The sequence below is a fragment of the Rubrivivax soli genome (genome assembly GCF_049810355.1).
GTDB lineage: Bacteria > Pseudomonadota > Gammaproteobacteria > Burkholderiales > Burkholderiaceae_C > Rubrivivax.
Map to the genome: position 1 here is coordinate 365782 of NZ_CP187368.1, position 13933 is coordinate 379714.

Below are 13933 nucleotides of genomic sequence, written 5' to 3' on the forward strand. Positions count from 1 at the left end.
CGCGTCGCCGGCGTTCGCGAGGACCGCGCGGTCGCGCCACGTCATCCTCGGAGGACCAGCTTCCCGACATAGTGGCCTGCGAGTGCCCGGTGGGCCCGAGCAATGTCGGTCAGCGGGAAGGCGTGGGCCACATGCACGTGCAGTTCACCCGCAGCGAGCATGTGGTGGAGCCTTTCCTTGGCCTCCTCTGTGCGCACGCCGTCGAAGCTGACGACGCGCAGGCCCGGCCGACCTTGCGGTCTGGGGGTGACGCCATTCGGGTACGCGACCCGGCCGCCGTCGCGCACCGCCGCCAGCGCGGCCTCGGCCGCTGCACCGCCGGTGGTGACGATCGCGGCGTCGACGCCAGTCGGCGCGAACTCCCGCGCTGCGGCGAGCACGTCGTGCCTGCGCCCATCGACCGCGGCGTCGGCGCCGAGTCGCCTCACGAGAGCAACGCCGTCGTCGCCCGAAGCCACCGCAAGCACGCGCGCGCCCGCACGCCTGGCGATCTGCAGCGCCAAGTGCCCGACGCCGCCGCTGGCGCCGAAGACCATCAGCGTCTCGCCCGGCGCCACGGCCAGCGCGCCTTCGACACCGGCAAGCGCAGTCAGCGCGTCCCATCCCATCGCAGCGGCCTGTTCCATCGTCAGCGAGGGGGGAACGGGGGCAACGTCGTCTGCGTTCACTGCCGCGTACTCGGCACAGAACCCTCCGCCACCGGACTCCGGAAAGACCACGGCATACACGCGATCGCCTTCGGAGAAGCGGGTGACCGCCGAGCCGGCCTGGACGACCGTGCCAGCACCTTCCCACCCGAGCACGTAGGGAAACGTCGGTGCGCCCAGGTACGCGACGTACTCGCCTTCGCGCTCCTCGACATCCCAGGCGCCGAGGCCGGTTGCCTCGATCCGGATCAAGACCTGGCCAGGGCCGATCTCCGGAACGGGCAGCGCTTGGATCCGGAGCTTCTCGATGCCGCCGAAGTGGTCGAGGACGGCAGCCGTCATCGTGTGAGGGAGTGTCTGGATCATGGGTGGTGGCTCCGTCGATCGACGGAGACTGCGCAAGGGTTCGGGGGCGGACCGCGGCCGTTGCCGGAGGCAACCGGGATGACGCGCAGGCCGGCGCGCGTTGCCAGGAAGATCATCCCGGCTGGTCAAGGACGCCTGCCCGTGCTCACTGGGGCATCGAGTACTCCAGCGTGTAGAGATGCTTCCCGCCGGTGATGACCAGCTTGAACACCCCCTGGATGCCGGCCAGTTCACCGGTGCCGGAACCCGGGACGATGCCGATGCTCAGGCTCTGCGTGCCTTCGTGCATGGTGCCGCCGTGTTGCAGCACGAACGCGCCGGCCTTGCCGTTGAGTCGGCCGACGACGCGCTCCATCGCGACATAACCCGCCGAGCCCTGGACCGGCGTGATCGCCGTGAGCATCTCGCCCTGGGCCGTTCCGACCAGATCGCCCTCGAACTTCTTGTTCAGCGACATCCTGCCGAGGCTGACGCCCTCGGCGGTGCTGGTGTCGCCCAGGGGCTTCATCTCGACGGTGAAGGATCCGCTGGCGGTGTGGCTCATGCGTTGTTTCTCCTGGGCGAATGCGCAAAGTGACAGGACCGCGAGGGCGGCGAAGAACAAGGGGCGAAGAAAGGTCGGGCTCATCATCGACATCGGATTCCACGGAAGCACGCAGGTCGCGGACTGGTCCGGAACGCCAGCCGCGCACGGCGTGCGGCGTTCGGTGGTCATGAGTGCAGCCTAGCCGACGAGGTCGGGCATCGGAAGACCGTGCTCGGCGCAATAGCGCTGCAGTTCCGCCCGTTGCGTCCGTGCGTTCGCCGTGTAGCGCACCGCCCCATCGGCCGCCAGGAAGTCGACCTCGCCGCGGACGACGACCAGGGCCGTCATGGTCTCTTCACCGACGACGCGCCACCAATCGACATTCCCCTGGGGTTCGTACACGTAGTCGCCGGGGCCGATCACCTCGCCGGTGCACAGCTTGCGCGATCCGCTCAGGTTGAAGGCGTGGATCTCGCCGCTGTGGCGGTGCAACGGCATCGCGACACCCGGCTCCATGCGCAGCAGCTCGACAAAGCCCTGGTCGTCGGGCAGGAAGCGCAGCAGTCGGGCCGACTTGCCGGGCGTGTCCGAAGGCACCCACGGGCTGGCCGTGACACCCGCGAAGCGGGCCGGAAGGTATGCGTGCAGTTTGTCCAAGGCGTCGTTCATGTTGAATCTCGCAGCGTGTGGCGACGGTCTCGCTCGACGAACAGATCGGTTCTCGGCACGCACCAGTTCTCTGCAGGTGCATGGAACCGGTGTGCGGTGCGCGTGCGGAGCCCCATGCCGGCTGCAGCCAATGGCGGCGAGAGCGCGACTCTTGCATGCCGACCGCGCACAGGCTTGCAAAGAACCGACGCTGCCGTGCAGCGAAGAAGCCGACCTCGGCGCTCTTGCCGCCCGCCATCACCCACATTGCGCGCCGTCGGCCGATTGCACCATCGGTGCCACCGGCACACGACGATCGAACGACGCGCGCCCCGGTTCGGCCGCCAAGATCGACGCACGAGGACAGGCCTGTGGCGCATCTACCTGGCCGCGGCGTCTCGAGCCGCCGCGAGGCGCGCAGCTTCGTAGGCCTCACGGGTCTGGACCATGTACATGGCCGGCCCGTCCGGCGTGGTGATGACGCCGCGACGAACGAAGCCCGCCTTCTCGTAGCAGCGTATCGCGCGCAGGTTGTCGGGGGCGGGGTCGGTCTGCACCAAGGTGACGGCTGGGTTGGTGAACAGCCGGCCGACCAATGCCCGCACCAGCGCGGTCCCGAGCCCCTTGTCCAGGTCCGCTGCGTTGGCGAGCAACTGGTCGATGCCGCGGACGCCCGGATCGGTCTCCTGCTCCCACCAGCCATCTCCGCTGCCCATGGCGACGTAGGACTGGGCGTAGCCGATCGGTTCGGCGCCCAGCATGGCGATGTACGGCGTCACGCCTTCTTCGGCGAGAACGCGCGGCAGATAGTCCCGCCGGATCTCTTCAAGACTCGGCCGTGCCGCGTCCCCGCCCCACCACTCGACGATGTGGGGCCGATGGAGCCACGCATGGAGCATCTCCAGGTCGGCCTCGGTCATCAAGCGGAGCGTGACCCTGGGCTGCGAGGGGTGCTCCGCGACGTTGTCGTGCTTCGTGTCGTCCACTGGATGCCCGTTCCTTGATCGAATGGCAGCTCTTGATGCTCACATGACCGCGATGCGTGCGCTTGTAGAAAACCGACACGCGCAGTGGCCAGTGCCCCCGGATTGGTGGATCTCCGTTACAGCCGGACATCACGGCCCCAATGATCGTGATTCAGAATCGTGGCGTGAGCAGCATTCAATTCAGCGCGGAATGCCTGGGCGCCGATCTCCAGCTCGAGGAACGAGAGGCGGACTCGCCTCTCCTTGCCAAGGTACGCCGCGTGCGATTTGGCAGCGACGCGCCCGCCTGTGTGGTCCCGGACGGGAACTGGGATCTGCTGTTCGTCCGCTCGGCCGACGGGCTGTCCGTCGCTGTTCAATCGGGCCAGATCGTGGCGCCCCTGTGTGAAGCCGGTTGGCGCGGCACCGAGGTGCTGGCCGTCTCCTTCCGGCCCGAGGTCTACATGCCGCGCTGGCCAGCCCAGCGAGCCGCGCGCAAGGACGTCGCGCCGGCGCGCACGGGAGCGCCGGCGCTCCGGCTCGACTCGGAGGGCTCGGTCATGCCGAACTCCCGCAAGTTCGAGCAGCTCGTGTTTGCCCTCAATGGCATGGCACGCCCGATCGAGGGAGATCGAAGGTTCTGGGTGGGTCCCGAGCGCTTGGAGATCCCCAGCTTCGAGAGTGCCGAGCAGTTGGTCGCCGCCATGGCGCGGCGCGGCCTGCTGGAGAAGGACCGCGTGGTGGCGCGCGCGTTACGCGGAGTCCGGCAGCGGCTCGACGAGCGCACGATTCAGCGCCACTTCGCTGCGGTCGCCGGCATCACGTTCAAGGGCATTCGCCAGATCGAGCGGGCGCATCAGGCGGCGAGCCTGCTGCGGCTCGGGCAACCGGCAGCCCAGGTCGCCGCCGAGCTGGGGTTCACCGATCAATCCCACCTGAGCCACTCCGTCAAACGCATTCTTGGGTTGACGCCTCGGCAGCTCGCCTCGCGGTGACCCGCCTGCTGGCGGGGGCGCACCACGTCGAGGCGACGGAGAAGACGTGGTGCGCGAGCGGCAAGTGAGCGCTCGGGACGCGGGCGCAGGCTGCTGCCCAGCGCCATCCGCGGCAGCACGCGCACGCGCCGGCCGCTGGCGATCCGCTCGGCCACCATCCACGACGGCTGCATCGCCGCGCTTCCCTGACATCATCGCCACTGGCCGGGCCGGGCCGGGCCAAGCCTGGCGGGGCCGCCTGTTGCAGGGTGCACTGGACCAAGGAGACATCTGATGCGTATCGTGATCATGGGCAGCGGCGGCGTGGGCGCCTACGTGGGCGCGCGGCTGCAGGCGGCCGGCGAAGACGTGGCCTTCATCGCCCGCAGCGCCCACCTGCAGGCCCTGCAGACCGAGGGCCTGCGCCTGGAGCACCCGCAGCACCCACTGCACCTGCCCCAGGTGCAGGTCAGCGCCGATGCGGCTGCGCTGGCCCGCAGCGGCCCCGCCGATCTGGTCGTCTTCGCCGTCAAGCTCGGCGACACCGGGGCCGCGGCGCGCGCGCTCGGCCCGGTGCTCGGCCCGCAGACCCGCATCCTGACGCTGCAGAACGGCATCGATAGCGTCGAGCTGATCCAGGCCCATGTTGGCACGACGGCGGTGCGCGGTGGCGTCATCTACGTCTCGGCCGTGATCGACCGGCCGGGCGTGATCCGCAGTCCAGGCGGCCTGCACGTCATCGTGGCCGACGCTGCCGGAGGCGACCCCACCATGGCGGCCTTTTTCGCTGCCTGCGGCCGTGCAACGGCGCTGCAGGCCAAGCCGACGGACGACATCCGCTCCGTGCTGTGGGAGAAGTTCATCGCGCTGAGCTCGCTCTCGGCCACCACCTCACTGCTGCGTGCGCCAATGGGCGCCATCCTCGGCCACCCCGAGACCCGCGCGCTGCAGCGCCAGCTGATCGAGGAAGCGGTGGCCGTGGCCGAGGCAGCCGGCGTGACCCAACGCGCCGGCCTGGTGGACGAAGTGATGGCGAAGCTGGCGAACATGCCGGCAAGTTTCCGCTCATCGATGTCGGAAGACCTGGCCCGCGGCAAGCCGCTGGAACTGCAGTGGCTGTCGGGCCGGGTCCATGCGCTGGGGCAGCAGCTGGGTGTGCCCACGCCGGCACACAGCACGGCCTGGCGCGCCCTCGTGCTGTACGCGGACGGCGGCACCGCCTTCTGAGAGCCCGCCACAAGGCGACGGCGACGACCCTGGCGCGCCGCACGGCAGTTCGGACTTGCGCGACCGCTGCGAGCCGGGACACGCCCCCCTCCCCCGCCGCCAGAGGTTCGTCCCCGAGGACCTGACTGACCGGCAAGCGCCGGGTGCCGACGGCCGCTGGCAAGCGTCGAGTGCAATCGACCCAGCTGGGTCAGTCGAACCGTGGGTTGGACCGCGCCACTGCGGTCATCGGCTCCCAGGCGCCTGGCGCGATGGCGCCCGGCGCTTTCGAACCCAGTGAATCCGGCGCGCTGTCCAGGCGCCGGAACCCGGCAGGCGCAGGAGCAAGCGCAGGTGAATGCCACGCGATGCACGCGCCGGTGGGATTCATGCCGCAGTGGCCTTGCCAGGCTCCCGGACCGATCGAGCCATCAACGAACGAACGAGCGCGGCATCGGCCGCCTCGACAGGATTGAAGACGACCAGGGTCAGGTCAGGCCGACCGTCGACCACAAACGCCGAATACTCCAACACGAGCGTCTCGCCTCTTGGCAGATGGAGGCGCTTGGTGCCGTCGCCATGGCCGCGCACATCGTGTTCGCGCCACAGGGCTTCGAAGTCCGGACTGCGCTGGCTGAGCTCCGCCACCAGCGCCTGAACGTCTTCTGCCGCGCCAGCCCGGGCAGCGTCGGCTCGGAAGGTGGCCACCACGAACCGGGCGACTTCGCTCCAGTCTGCTTGCATGGCACGGACCTCGGCGTCACAGAACATCCGGCGCAAGACATTGCGTTGGTCGGGCGCCAGCGCGTCATAGCCGAAGACTGCATTGGCAGCGCCGTTCCAGGCCACCAGATCCCAGGTCGGCGTCTTCACATAGGCCGGGCTGGCCGGCATCGCGTCCAGCACGCGCTGCAGGCGCGGCGAGATGCCCTCGGGCGTGCGAATCCCGGGTTCCGGCAGACGGCCCAGCCCGAGCAGAAACACGTGCTGCCGTTCGGCATCGCTCAATGCCAGGGCCTGCGAGATGCGGTCGAGAACGGCACCCGATGGCGCGCCGCCGCGGCCCTGCTCGAGCCAGGTGTACCAGGTCACGCTGATGCAGGCGCGCTGGGCGACCTCTTCACGCCGCAGGCCGGGGGTGCGCCGGTGCCTGTCACCACCCAGCCCGAAGCCCGCTGGATCCAGCTTGCTTCGACGATCCTTGAGAAAGGCACCCAGCGCGCGGTCGTTCGATGTAGGGGTCGGCATCCTGTTAGTTCCGGTACCCGTATAGCGTCACGGCTTTACGGCGAGATGGACGGCAGCGACAGTCTGCCGCGATCCCATCTTGGAGAGTTGTTCATGCGTGTATTCGTCACTGGCGCCACGGGCTTTGTGGGTTCAGCTGTCGTTCAGGAGCTGCGGGCTGCTGGCCATCAGGTCCTGGGCCTGGCGCGATCGGAAGCAGCTGCGGGACGCCTGGCTGCTGCCGGAGCCGCGGTGCTGCAGGGTTCGTTGGAAGACCCCGGCAGCCTGCAACAGGGCGCCCAGCTCTCGGACGCGGTCATTCATGCCGCGTTCAATCACGACTTCACCCGATTTGCAGACAACTGTGTGCTGGACCAGCAGGCGATCAGGGCGCTGGGGCAGGCGCTCCAGGGGTCTGACCGCCCGCTGATCGTGACCGCTGGTCTGGCCAGGCTGGCGCCAGGCCGCCTGGCCGTCGAAGCCGACGCGCAGGAGGCCGACCCCGCCTACCCCAGGGTGTCGGAGGCGACCGCCCTGCAGTTGGTGCAAGACGGTGTGAAGGCCATGGTGCTGCGCCTGCCCCCCTCGGTGCACGGGCCTGGTGACCAGGGCTTCGTGCCCATGCTCATCGGCATCGCCCGCGACAAGGGGATGTCCGTGTACGGCGGCGACGGCCAGCACCTCTGGCCGGCCGTGCATCGTCTGGACGCGGCCCGCCTTTTCCGCCTGGCACTCGAACAAGGCACAGCCGGGGAGCGCTTCCACGCAGCGGCGGAACAGGGCGTCGCCTTCAAGGACATCGCCACAGCGATCGGACGCGGTCTCGGCCTGCCCGTGGTGGCCATGAGCCCGGAAGAGGCCGAGGCGCACTTCGGCTGGTTTGCGATGTTCGCCGCCATGGACGCGAGGGCGTCGAGTGCCCACACACGGTCGCGGCTCGGTTGGACACCGTTGGAGCCCGGCCTGATCGACGACATCGAGCAAGCCGGGTACTTTCAATCCTGAGTGGCGTGCAGCAGTCCCGGATCCTGGCGCCCGCCAGGCCGTCCAGCGCATGCAGGCGTGCCACCGGGAAGTCGACGAAGTCCCGGACCCGGGCCTGGGCAACCGGGTGGCGTCGCCGCAGAGTCACGGTCTGCTCCATCGCGGGCAACCGGACGAGGCCGTCGCGGCCGGCCTGGGCGCTTTGCGGGTGGCCCGCGTGGCGATCGAGGTGGTGGTGAACCGGTCCAGGGGCGTTGCCCCGACGCTCCAGCCGTCTTCGTACAGGTCTTCCAGCGAGAAGCCGGCGCGCAACTGGCCTCCGATCTGTTGCTCGATGCTGTGGCCAAAGACCAGGGCTTCGTCGCGCAGAATCTTGGCGCCCACGCGCTCCTGCCCCGCGTGCGTCAGGTCGCTGAACGGCTGCGCGTGCACCACCCGCAACTCGCCAGACCGCACCGCTTCGTCGTGATCGAAGAGGAAGTAGGCCGGGTTCATGAAACCCGCCAACAGTGCGCCGCCCGGTCGAAGCACCCGGGCGCACTCGCGCCACACAGGCATCACGTCGACCACGAACAGATTCGAGCAAGGATGGAAGATCAGGTCGAAGCTGGCGTCGGCGAAGACGGACAGGTCGCACATGTCGCCGATGACGCACCGCAGCGCCAGCCCCTCGCGATCGGCGACCCAACGGTCCTTGGCGAGCTGCCCGGCGGAGGCGTCCAGGCTCGTCACGACAGCACCGGCAGCGGCGAGCACCGGCGCCTGTTGCCCGCCGCCCGAGGCGAGGCAGAGAACCCGCAGACCCGCGAGGTCCCCGAACCAGCTGCGCGGCACGGGCTTGTTGGGTGTCAGCGCGACGTGCCAGTCATCGCGCCGGGCCCGGGTGATGGTCTCGGAGTCCACGGGCACGCACCAGCGCGAGCCGCCGCGTGACTCGGCCTCCCAGGCCCTTCGGTTGTGGTCGAACACGTTCATCTGTTCGGGTCGGTCCATCGTTGGCCCAGTCGCCCCGCATCACCGGAGGCAGCCCAAGCCGTGTGCCGCATCGGTGCCCTGCGCAAGCTCCATGAGCCGCTTCAGGTCGGCGTGGTCGACCGGGCCGCCGCGAGAGCGACAACCTGCGCGGTGGGCCACCAGCGCCCGCCATGGCCGCCCGAGGGCCGCCAGGATGCTGCGCACCATGCCGTCAGCTCCAGAACGCCCAGCCGGCGGTCAGCAGCAACGCCACCGCCATGCAGCGGTTGAACAGGGTCAGGCGGTGCGGGCGGTCCAGCCAGGCGCGAAGCCCCGTGCCACCCGTGGCCCAGATGCACATGCCCGCGGTTCCGGCGACGCCGGCCCACAGCAGCAGCGCCGCGCCGGACGAGAGATCGATCGCGCCGCCAGGCAGGAACAGGCCCACGGTCGCCAGCGCCATGAACCACGACTTCGGATTCAGCAGTTGCAACGCCGCTGCCTCGATCACGCGCAGGGGCGCGGCCCGCTCCTCGCCTGACGGCGAGCCCGCGCCGAACAGCCGCCAGCCCAGAAGCAGCATGTACAGCACGCCGACCCAGCGCAGCCCCGCCACCACTGCCGGTGCGCGGTGCAGCACCGTGGCCAGGCCCGCGACGGCGGACAGCAGCTGCAGCTCGTAGCCCAGCAAGGCGCCCGCCAGGTGCGGTACGGAGCGGGCGAACCCGAAGCGAGCACCGGACACGGCCACCATCAGGGTCGTCGGCCCCGGGGTCAGGGTCATCAGGAACGTGTAGGACACAAGTGGCCAGTGTTCGGACGGGTTCATGGACCTGCTCCTTGCCTGCTCAGTGCTGCGGCGTCAGCAGCGTGTCCACCGCATGCCCGCCGACACGCTGTCCCAGCAGCAGCCCCTGCGTCGTCGCGAACCGGAAGTGCAGCCCGGCGCGCACGCGCGAGTCGGCGTTTTCGCGCGCCGCCTCGCTGAAGCTGGTGAACGAGCGCTGCGGGTTCGCGGCCACCGCGGTGGGCGAGGTGACGCTGAACTTCAGCGCGTCGCGGTTGAAGGCGTGCGCCAGCACGGTGGCCGCGGCGGCGCCGAGCGCGCTGTGGGTGGACGGGTGGTCCTGGATGGGCGGCGTGGGCAGGAAGGAGTTCCAGCCGGCGTCCGGCAGCGTTGCCGGGTTGCCGTCCGTCGCCGCTTCGCGGATCGCCGTCACCGGGCGCCAGAAGTCGTGGTGCACCTTGGAGTCCCAGCCCGCGATGTAGCTGTCGGCCATCGCGACGTTGAGCAGCGCGAAGGTGCGCGCCCGCTCCCACAGATCCTGCTTGTGGTCGCGTGCGACGACCCGGGCCACACGGTTCCAGCCGGCGTCGGAGAACTCGTACCAGAACGCCGCGTAGTGCGACTGGTCAGGGGTGCGCGCTGCATTCGCCGCGTCGCTGCCGCCGGCCTTCACTTCCTTGAATGCCGCGGTGTACTCGGCGCTGCCGAGTGCCGGAGGCGGCGCGACCCGGAACTGGTCCGGCGAACGCAGCGCGAAGGGCTGCACCTTGCGCCAGTGCGGCATCAGGATGAAGTTGGTGCCCGGCACGAAGCGGTAGTTGCCGGGCGCACTGCCCTCGCGGTAGTCCTCGGAGCCCTGGCTGCCATCGTTCGCGCGCTTGGCGAGCACCGCAGCGGCGGCGCGCTTGCCGGTGGCGACAGCCTCGCTCACCTCGCTGCCGATGCCGGCGTCGTGCAGCGCCTGGTCCAGCATGGCGCGCAGCAGGTCACGTTGCGCCGGGTACAGCGCGAGCAGCAGGTCGTGGGCCGCGGTGCTGGCCGCGATGGCCGCCGCAGCCTCGTCCGAGCCGCGCGGACCACGCCGGTGCCGCGCCGTCTGCTCGTCGAGTGCGTAGGTCGCATAGCGGCGCTTCACCGTGTTCACGGCGTCGTGCATCGCCAGGTGCGTCATCGCCAGCGAGCGCGACGCCGTCAGCGGATTGGCGTAGCCGTCAGCCGCCTTGATGACCTGGTGCGCGGCCTGGTTCCAGTCGAGCACGACCTGGTCGCAGCGATCCCCGCACCAGGCAGCGTCGTCCTTGGCAAAAGCCGCAGGAAGCGCGAAGGCCGAGGCCAGAGCGACGGCGAGAAACTGGCGCCGCAGATTGCGCGGTCGGCGAAGGCAACGATTCGAGATGGACACGGGAGTTCTCCGTCGAGGGGTGATGAACAGGGGAGGCAAGGAAAGAACACGCTTCAGGCTTCGGCCCGTTGCTTGTTCTGGAGCCGGCCGATCAACTGCACGAGCAGCGCAGCGAGTTCGCCGGGGTGGGACAGGTGGCAGAGGTGGCCGCCACCCGCGATCTCGATCACTTCGGTGTGCGGGACGCGCTCGCAGAAGATGCGCTGCACACTGCGGATGTGCGACGGCGATGCGCTGCCGGTGACCCAGACCACCGGCAGGCCGCCGAGCACGCTCAGTCGGTCTGCATGCACCGCTGGGTCGTCGAACAGCCGGCACTCCAGCCGCACCTTGCGCATGCAGCGCGCGGCCTGCTCGCGACGTGCCGGCGACTGCGCGTCCCAGTCGTCGTAGAGCTTCCAGAAATGGAACATCGCGCGCGCCGCGTCGAGCTGTCGGGTCGGGTCCTGCAGCGAGGTGAAGTAGCGCATGAAGCTGCGCACGTCCTGGTGGACGGCAGCGGCACCCGGCTGCGACAGCAGACCGAAGAGCACCGGCTCGATCAGCACCAAGGCCGAGTAGCGCCCCGGGTGCGCCAGGCACGTGGCTGCCGAGACCAGTCCGCCCATCGAGTGCCCCATCAGCACGCGCGGGTCCGTGCCGTGTGGCGGCGGCGCGATGCGCGCGACTTCGACCTGGGCGCCGTAGGGGGCGTCGAAGTCGAACAGCGCATCGTCGTAACCCGCCAGGCGCGGGGTGTGCACGTGCCACGCGCCGGGCAGGTGTGCGATCAACGCGTCCCACTGCGCAACGCCGCCGGCGCTGCCGTGGACCAGCGTCAGGTGCGGCGCTCCGTGACCGGACGCCCGGGCCTCGACAGCGTCGGCCGCTGGACTGGTGCTCATCATCGTGTTGGCTCCGTCTGTGTTGCGCGCCGACCGCAGGTGCAGCAGGCATGGACGGAAGTTTTCGCGAGCGGCCTGCACGCGTCATGAGCGCGCGATGAGCCGGCGATGAGCAGGCAGTGAGCGCTGCCGCGTTCAGCGCGGCGCGGACGCGGTACCAGGCTGGCGGAACCGGTAGCCGAAGCGCACCACGGTCTCGATGGCGCCGGCACGCGCACCGAGCTTCTTGCGCAGGCCGAGCACCAGCGCATCGATCACGTTGCTGCCGCCTTCGTAGCGTGTGCCCCAGATGTCGTCGAGCAGGTCGCCGCGCTTGACGGCCTGGCCTTCGCGCTGCATCAGGTAGGCGAGCAGCTCGAACTCGCGTGCCGACAGCGCGACCCGCTGGCCATCGACCAGCACCTCGCGTGCCGCCTCGTCGATCCGCAACGCTGCCGGCGCATCCGCCGTCACCCCGAGCGTGGCCGCGACCAGCCGCGACAGCCACCCATCCACCGATCGCGGCCCGAAGTCGAGCATCAGGCCCACGTGGCGCACGCCTTCCAGCTCGACGTCGATTCCAGGTGCGCGCTCGAAGCCGGCCTGCCGCAGGAACGGGTCGAGCTCGGACACCTGGCGCAGATAGGTGTACAGGCGCCGCAGGTGCGGGCGCAGCTCGAGATAGGCACGCTTGATGTCGAGCATCAACGCGGCTTCGATCTCCAGCGGTTGCGGCGACTCGGCATCCGCCAGCACCCTGCGCATGAACAGCACGCGATCCCCCGGTGCGAGCGCGGCCTCTCGCACATGCTGGCGCCAGCGGGCCGCCACCGGATCCAGACGCTCCAGCGCCTTCGGAACGTCGGCCGCCTCGGCCAGCACATGGAACCCATTGACCTGGTTCCGCGCGTTGCGGGTCACCCGGAATGCCCCCGGCAGATGCGACCACCAGGCCGCGATGCGCTGCGCGCCGGCGTCGCCGTCGTGCTGGCGGGCGATGGCGAGCACGTCCTGCAGATCGCCGGCGCCTGCGGACTCGACCGCCATCGGGCGGCTGCCCGCCGGAAAGAACACCTCGCGCACGGCCGGCGCCTGCACCATGTAGAGCATGTCGGCGGTGTAGCGCCACAACGCGCTGTGCGGGGCGTCCTGGCTCTCCTGCTGCAACTGCCGCCACGCCGCCCGGCGCGCCTCCAGGCAGCCGGCCGGATCGGCCGAGGCGTAGTGCGCCGCGATCGCTTCGCGGACCACGTCGTGCAGCAGCAGGCCGTCGGCGGCGAGCGTGGTGATCGACAGTGCGGCAAGGCGCTCGAAGGTCGCCGTCGCATCGGCTTGCGGCAGCAGCGCCTGCAGCAACGACACCGTGATGCGCCGCACCACCGAGGCCCGCTGCAGTGCGTGCCGCAAGGGGGGCTCGACGACATCCGCGAGATACAGGCCGACGAGCGTCTCGATGACGCCAAGCAGATGCGGCGGCTCCAGCAGCTGCCCAGGGTGGGCACGCAGCACGCCTGCGGCCAGCTTCAGCGCCAGCGGGTGGCCATGGGCGAGGCGCTGCGCCTGCATGGCTTGCTGCGCATCGAGACCCTCGGCCCGCAGGAGCGCCAGCGCGTCGTCGGCCGCCAGGGGGCCGATCTCCTGCGCTGCGAACAGGTCCTGCCAGCCCGGCGCCAGGCGCCAGGGGCTGACGGGTGGATCGCGACCGACCAGCAGCCACCGCACGTGGAGTCCGAGCTGAGGCAGGAACTCCTGTCGCAGCCAGGCGTCGATCAGCCGGCAGCGCTCGTAGGTGTCCAGCACGATGAGCGTGCGCCTGGCCTCCGCGTTGAGTCGTGCCACCAGTTCCGCCACGCCGCCGGGCGCCAGGCCGAGCTGGCGCGCCAGTTCCCCGAGCAGACCTCGCGGAGACGGTTCGATCACCTGACCGTCGAGCCACAGGACACAGGTGCCTTCGGCCCTGGCACGTTCGGCGAACTCGCGCGCCAGACAGGTCTTGCCCGTCCCGCCGAGTCCGTGCAGGGCGATGACGAGCGGACGTTCGTCGCGCACCAGCCCCTGCAGCGCAGCGAGCACGCCATCGCGGCCGATGCAGCGCTCGCGCTCGCCTGCCAGGAGGAGATCTCGGATGGTCGCAGTCATGCCATGGCGCGCCCGGGGTTCAGTCCGCCGCGTCGAGTGCCAGGAGATCCGGCCCGGAGAGGTCGTCGCACGCGGCCATCCCCTGGCCGCCGGCCACGAGGTCTTCGGTCGACCCGGCGGCACCCGGAACGCTCGTGCGTTCACCCTGGAGGAAGTCGAGCAGGCCGCCGCGTGTCCGGACCCCGGGTCCACTGCCAGCCGAGCCGTGGCGCGCGCAACCATCGGTTGCCAGCGGCGGCAACCGC

At 70.1% G+C, this 13933-nt stretch carries 13 protein-coding genes; 3 read left to right on the forward strand and 10 right to left on the reverse strand.

What is annotated here, in order from left to right:
• Nucleotides 1-41: 41 nt before the first annotated feature.
• The 4 genes from ACPOLB_RS01680 to ACPOLB_RS01695 form a co-directional block, all read right to left on the reverse strand.
• Nucleotides 42-1013, reverse strand: a complete 972-nt coding sequence (locus tag ACPOLB_RS01680; RefSeq protein WP_425259561.1) for a quinone oxidoreductase family protein — start codon at nt 1011-1013, stop codon at nt 42-44.
• Between the two features lie 145 nt (nt 1014-1158).
• Entirely contained in the window at nt 1159-1728 is a 570-nt protein-coding gene (locus ACPOLB_RS01685; RefSeq protein WP_425259562.1) for a DUF3224 domain-containing protein, read from the reverse strand.
• Nucleotides 1729-1737: 9 nt separating this feature from the next.
• The gene (locus ACPOLB_RS01690) at nt 1738-2208 is read right to left on the reverse strand and encodes a cupin domain-containing protein (protein WP_425259563.1); all 471 of its coding nucleotides are present in this window, start codon (nt 2206-2208) and stop codon (nt 1738-1740) included.
• Nucleotides 2209-2567: 359 nt separating this feature from the next.
• A complete protein-coding gene (locus ACPOLB_RS01695; protein WP_425262000.1) occupies nt 2568-3107 on the reverse strand; it encodes an AacA4 family aminoglycoside N(6')-acetyltransferase in 540 nt (179 codons plus the stop codon).
• Between the two features lie 206 nt (nt 3108-3313).
• Here ACPOLB_RS01695 and ACPOLB_RS01700 point away from each other — a divergent pair, with 206 nt between their 5' ends.
• Both ACPOLB_RS01700 and ACPOLB_RS01705 read left to right on the forward strand, forming a co-directional pair.
• Entirely contained in the window at nt 3314-4147 is an 834-nt protein-coding gene (locus ACPOLB_RS01700; RefSeq protein WP_425259564.1) for a helix-turn-helix transcriptional regulator, read from the forward strand.
• 273 nt (nt 4148-4420) lie between these two features.
• Nucleotides 4421-5353 (forward strand): ketopantoate reductase family protein, encoded by a 933-nt coding sequence (locus ACPOLB_RS01705; RefSeq protein ID WP_425259565.1) that lies wholly within the window; start codon nt 4421-4423, stop codon nt 5351-5353.
• 366 nt (nt 5354-5719) lie between these two features.
• Here ACPOLB_RS01705 and ACPOLB_RS01710 read toward each other — a convergent pair whose 3' ends face one another.
• Nucleotides 5720-6580: a helix-turn-helix transcriptional regulator gene (locus ACPOLB_RS01710; RefSeq protein ID WP_425259566.1), complete on the reverse strand. Its 861-nt coding sequence runs from the start codon at nt 6578-6580 to the stop codon at nt 5720-5722.
• A gap of 93 nt (nt 6581-6673) precedes the next feature.
• Here ACPOLB_RS01710 and ACPOLB_RS01715 point away from each other — a divergent pair, with 93 nt between their 5' ends.
• Nucleotides 6674-7564, forward strand: a complete 891-nt coding sequence (locus ACPOLB_RS01715; protein ID WP_425259567.1) for an SDR family oxidoreductase — start codon at nt 6674-6676, stop codon at nt 7562-7564.
• 123 nt (nt 7565-7687) lie between these two features.
• On the opposite strand, the gene ACPOLB_RS01720 is transcribed toward ACPOLB_RS01715, so the two are convergent.
• The 5 genes from ACPOLB_RS01720 to ACPOLB_RS01740 form a co-directional block, all read right to left on the reverse strand.
• On the reverse strand, nt 7688-8518 hold the full coding sequence (locus ACPOLB_RS01720) for a class I SAM-dependent methyltransferase (protein ID WP_425259568.1): 831 nt from the start codon (nt 8516-8518) through the stop codon (nt 7688-7690).
• Between the two features lie 211 nt (nt 8519-8729).
• A complete protein-coding gene (locus tag ACPOLB_RS01725; RefSeq protein ID WP_425259569.1) occupies nt 8730-9326 on the reverse strand; it encodes a LysE family translocator in 597 nt (198 codons plus the stop codon).
• 19 nt (nt 9327-9345) lie between these two features.
• Nucleotides 9346-10542 carry a vanadium-dependent haloperoxidase gene (locus tag ACPOLB_RS01730; protein WP_425259570.1) on the reverse strand — a complete coding sequence of 399 codons (1197 nt, stop codon included), beginning with the start codon at nt 10540-10542 and terminating at the stop codon, nt 9346-9348.
• Between the two features lie 197 nt (nt 10543-10739).
• A complete protein-coding gene (locus ACPOLB_RS01735) occupies nt 10740-11573 on the reverse strand; it encodes an alpha/beta fold hydrolase (protein WP_425259571.1) in 834 nt (277 codons plus the stop codon).
• 132 nt (nt 11574-11705) lie between these two features.
• Nucleotides 11706-13910 (reverse strand): winged helix-turn-helix domain-containing protein, encoded by a 2205-nt coding sequence (locus ACPOLB_RS01740; protein ID WP_425259572.1) that lies wholly within the window; start codon nt 13908-13910, stop codon nt 11706-11708.
• Between the last annotated feature and the right edge of the window lie 23 nt (nt 13911-13933).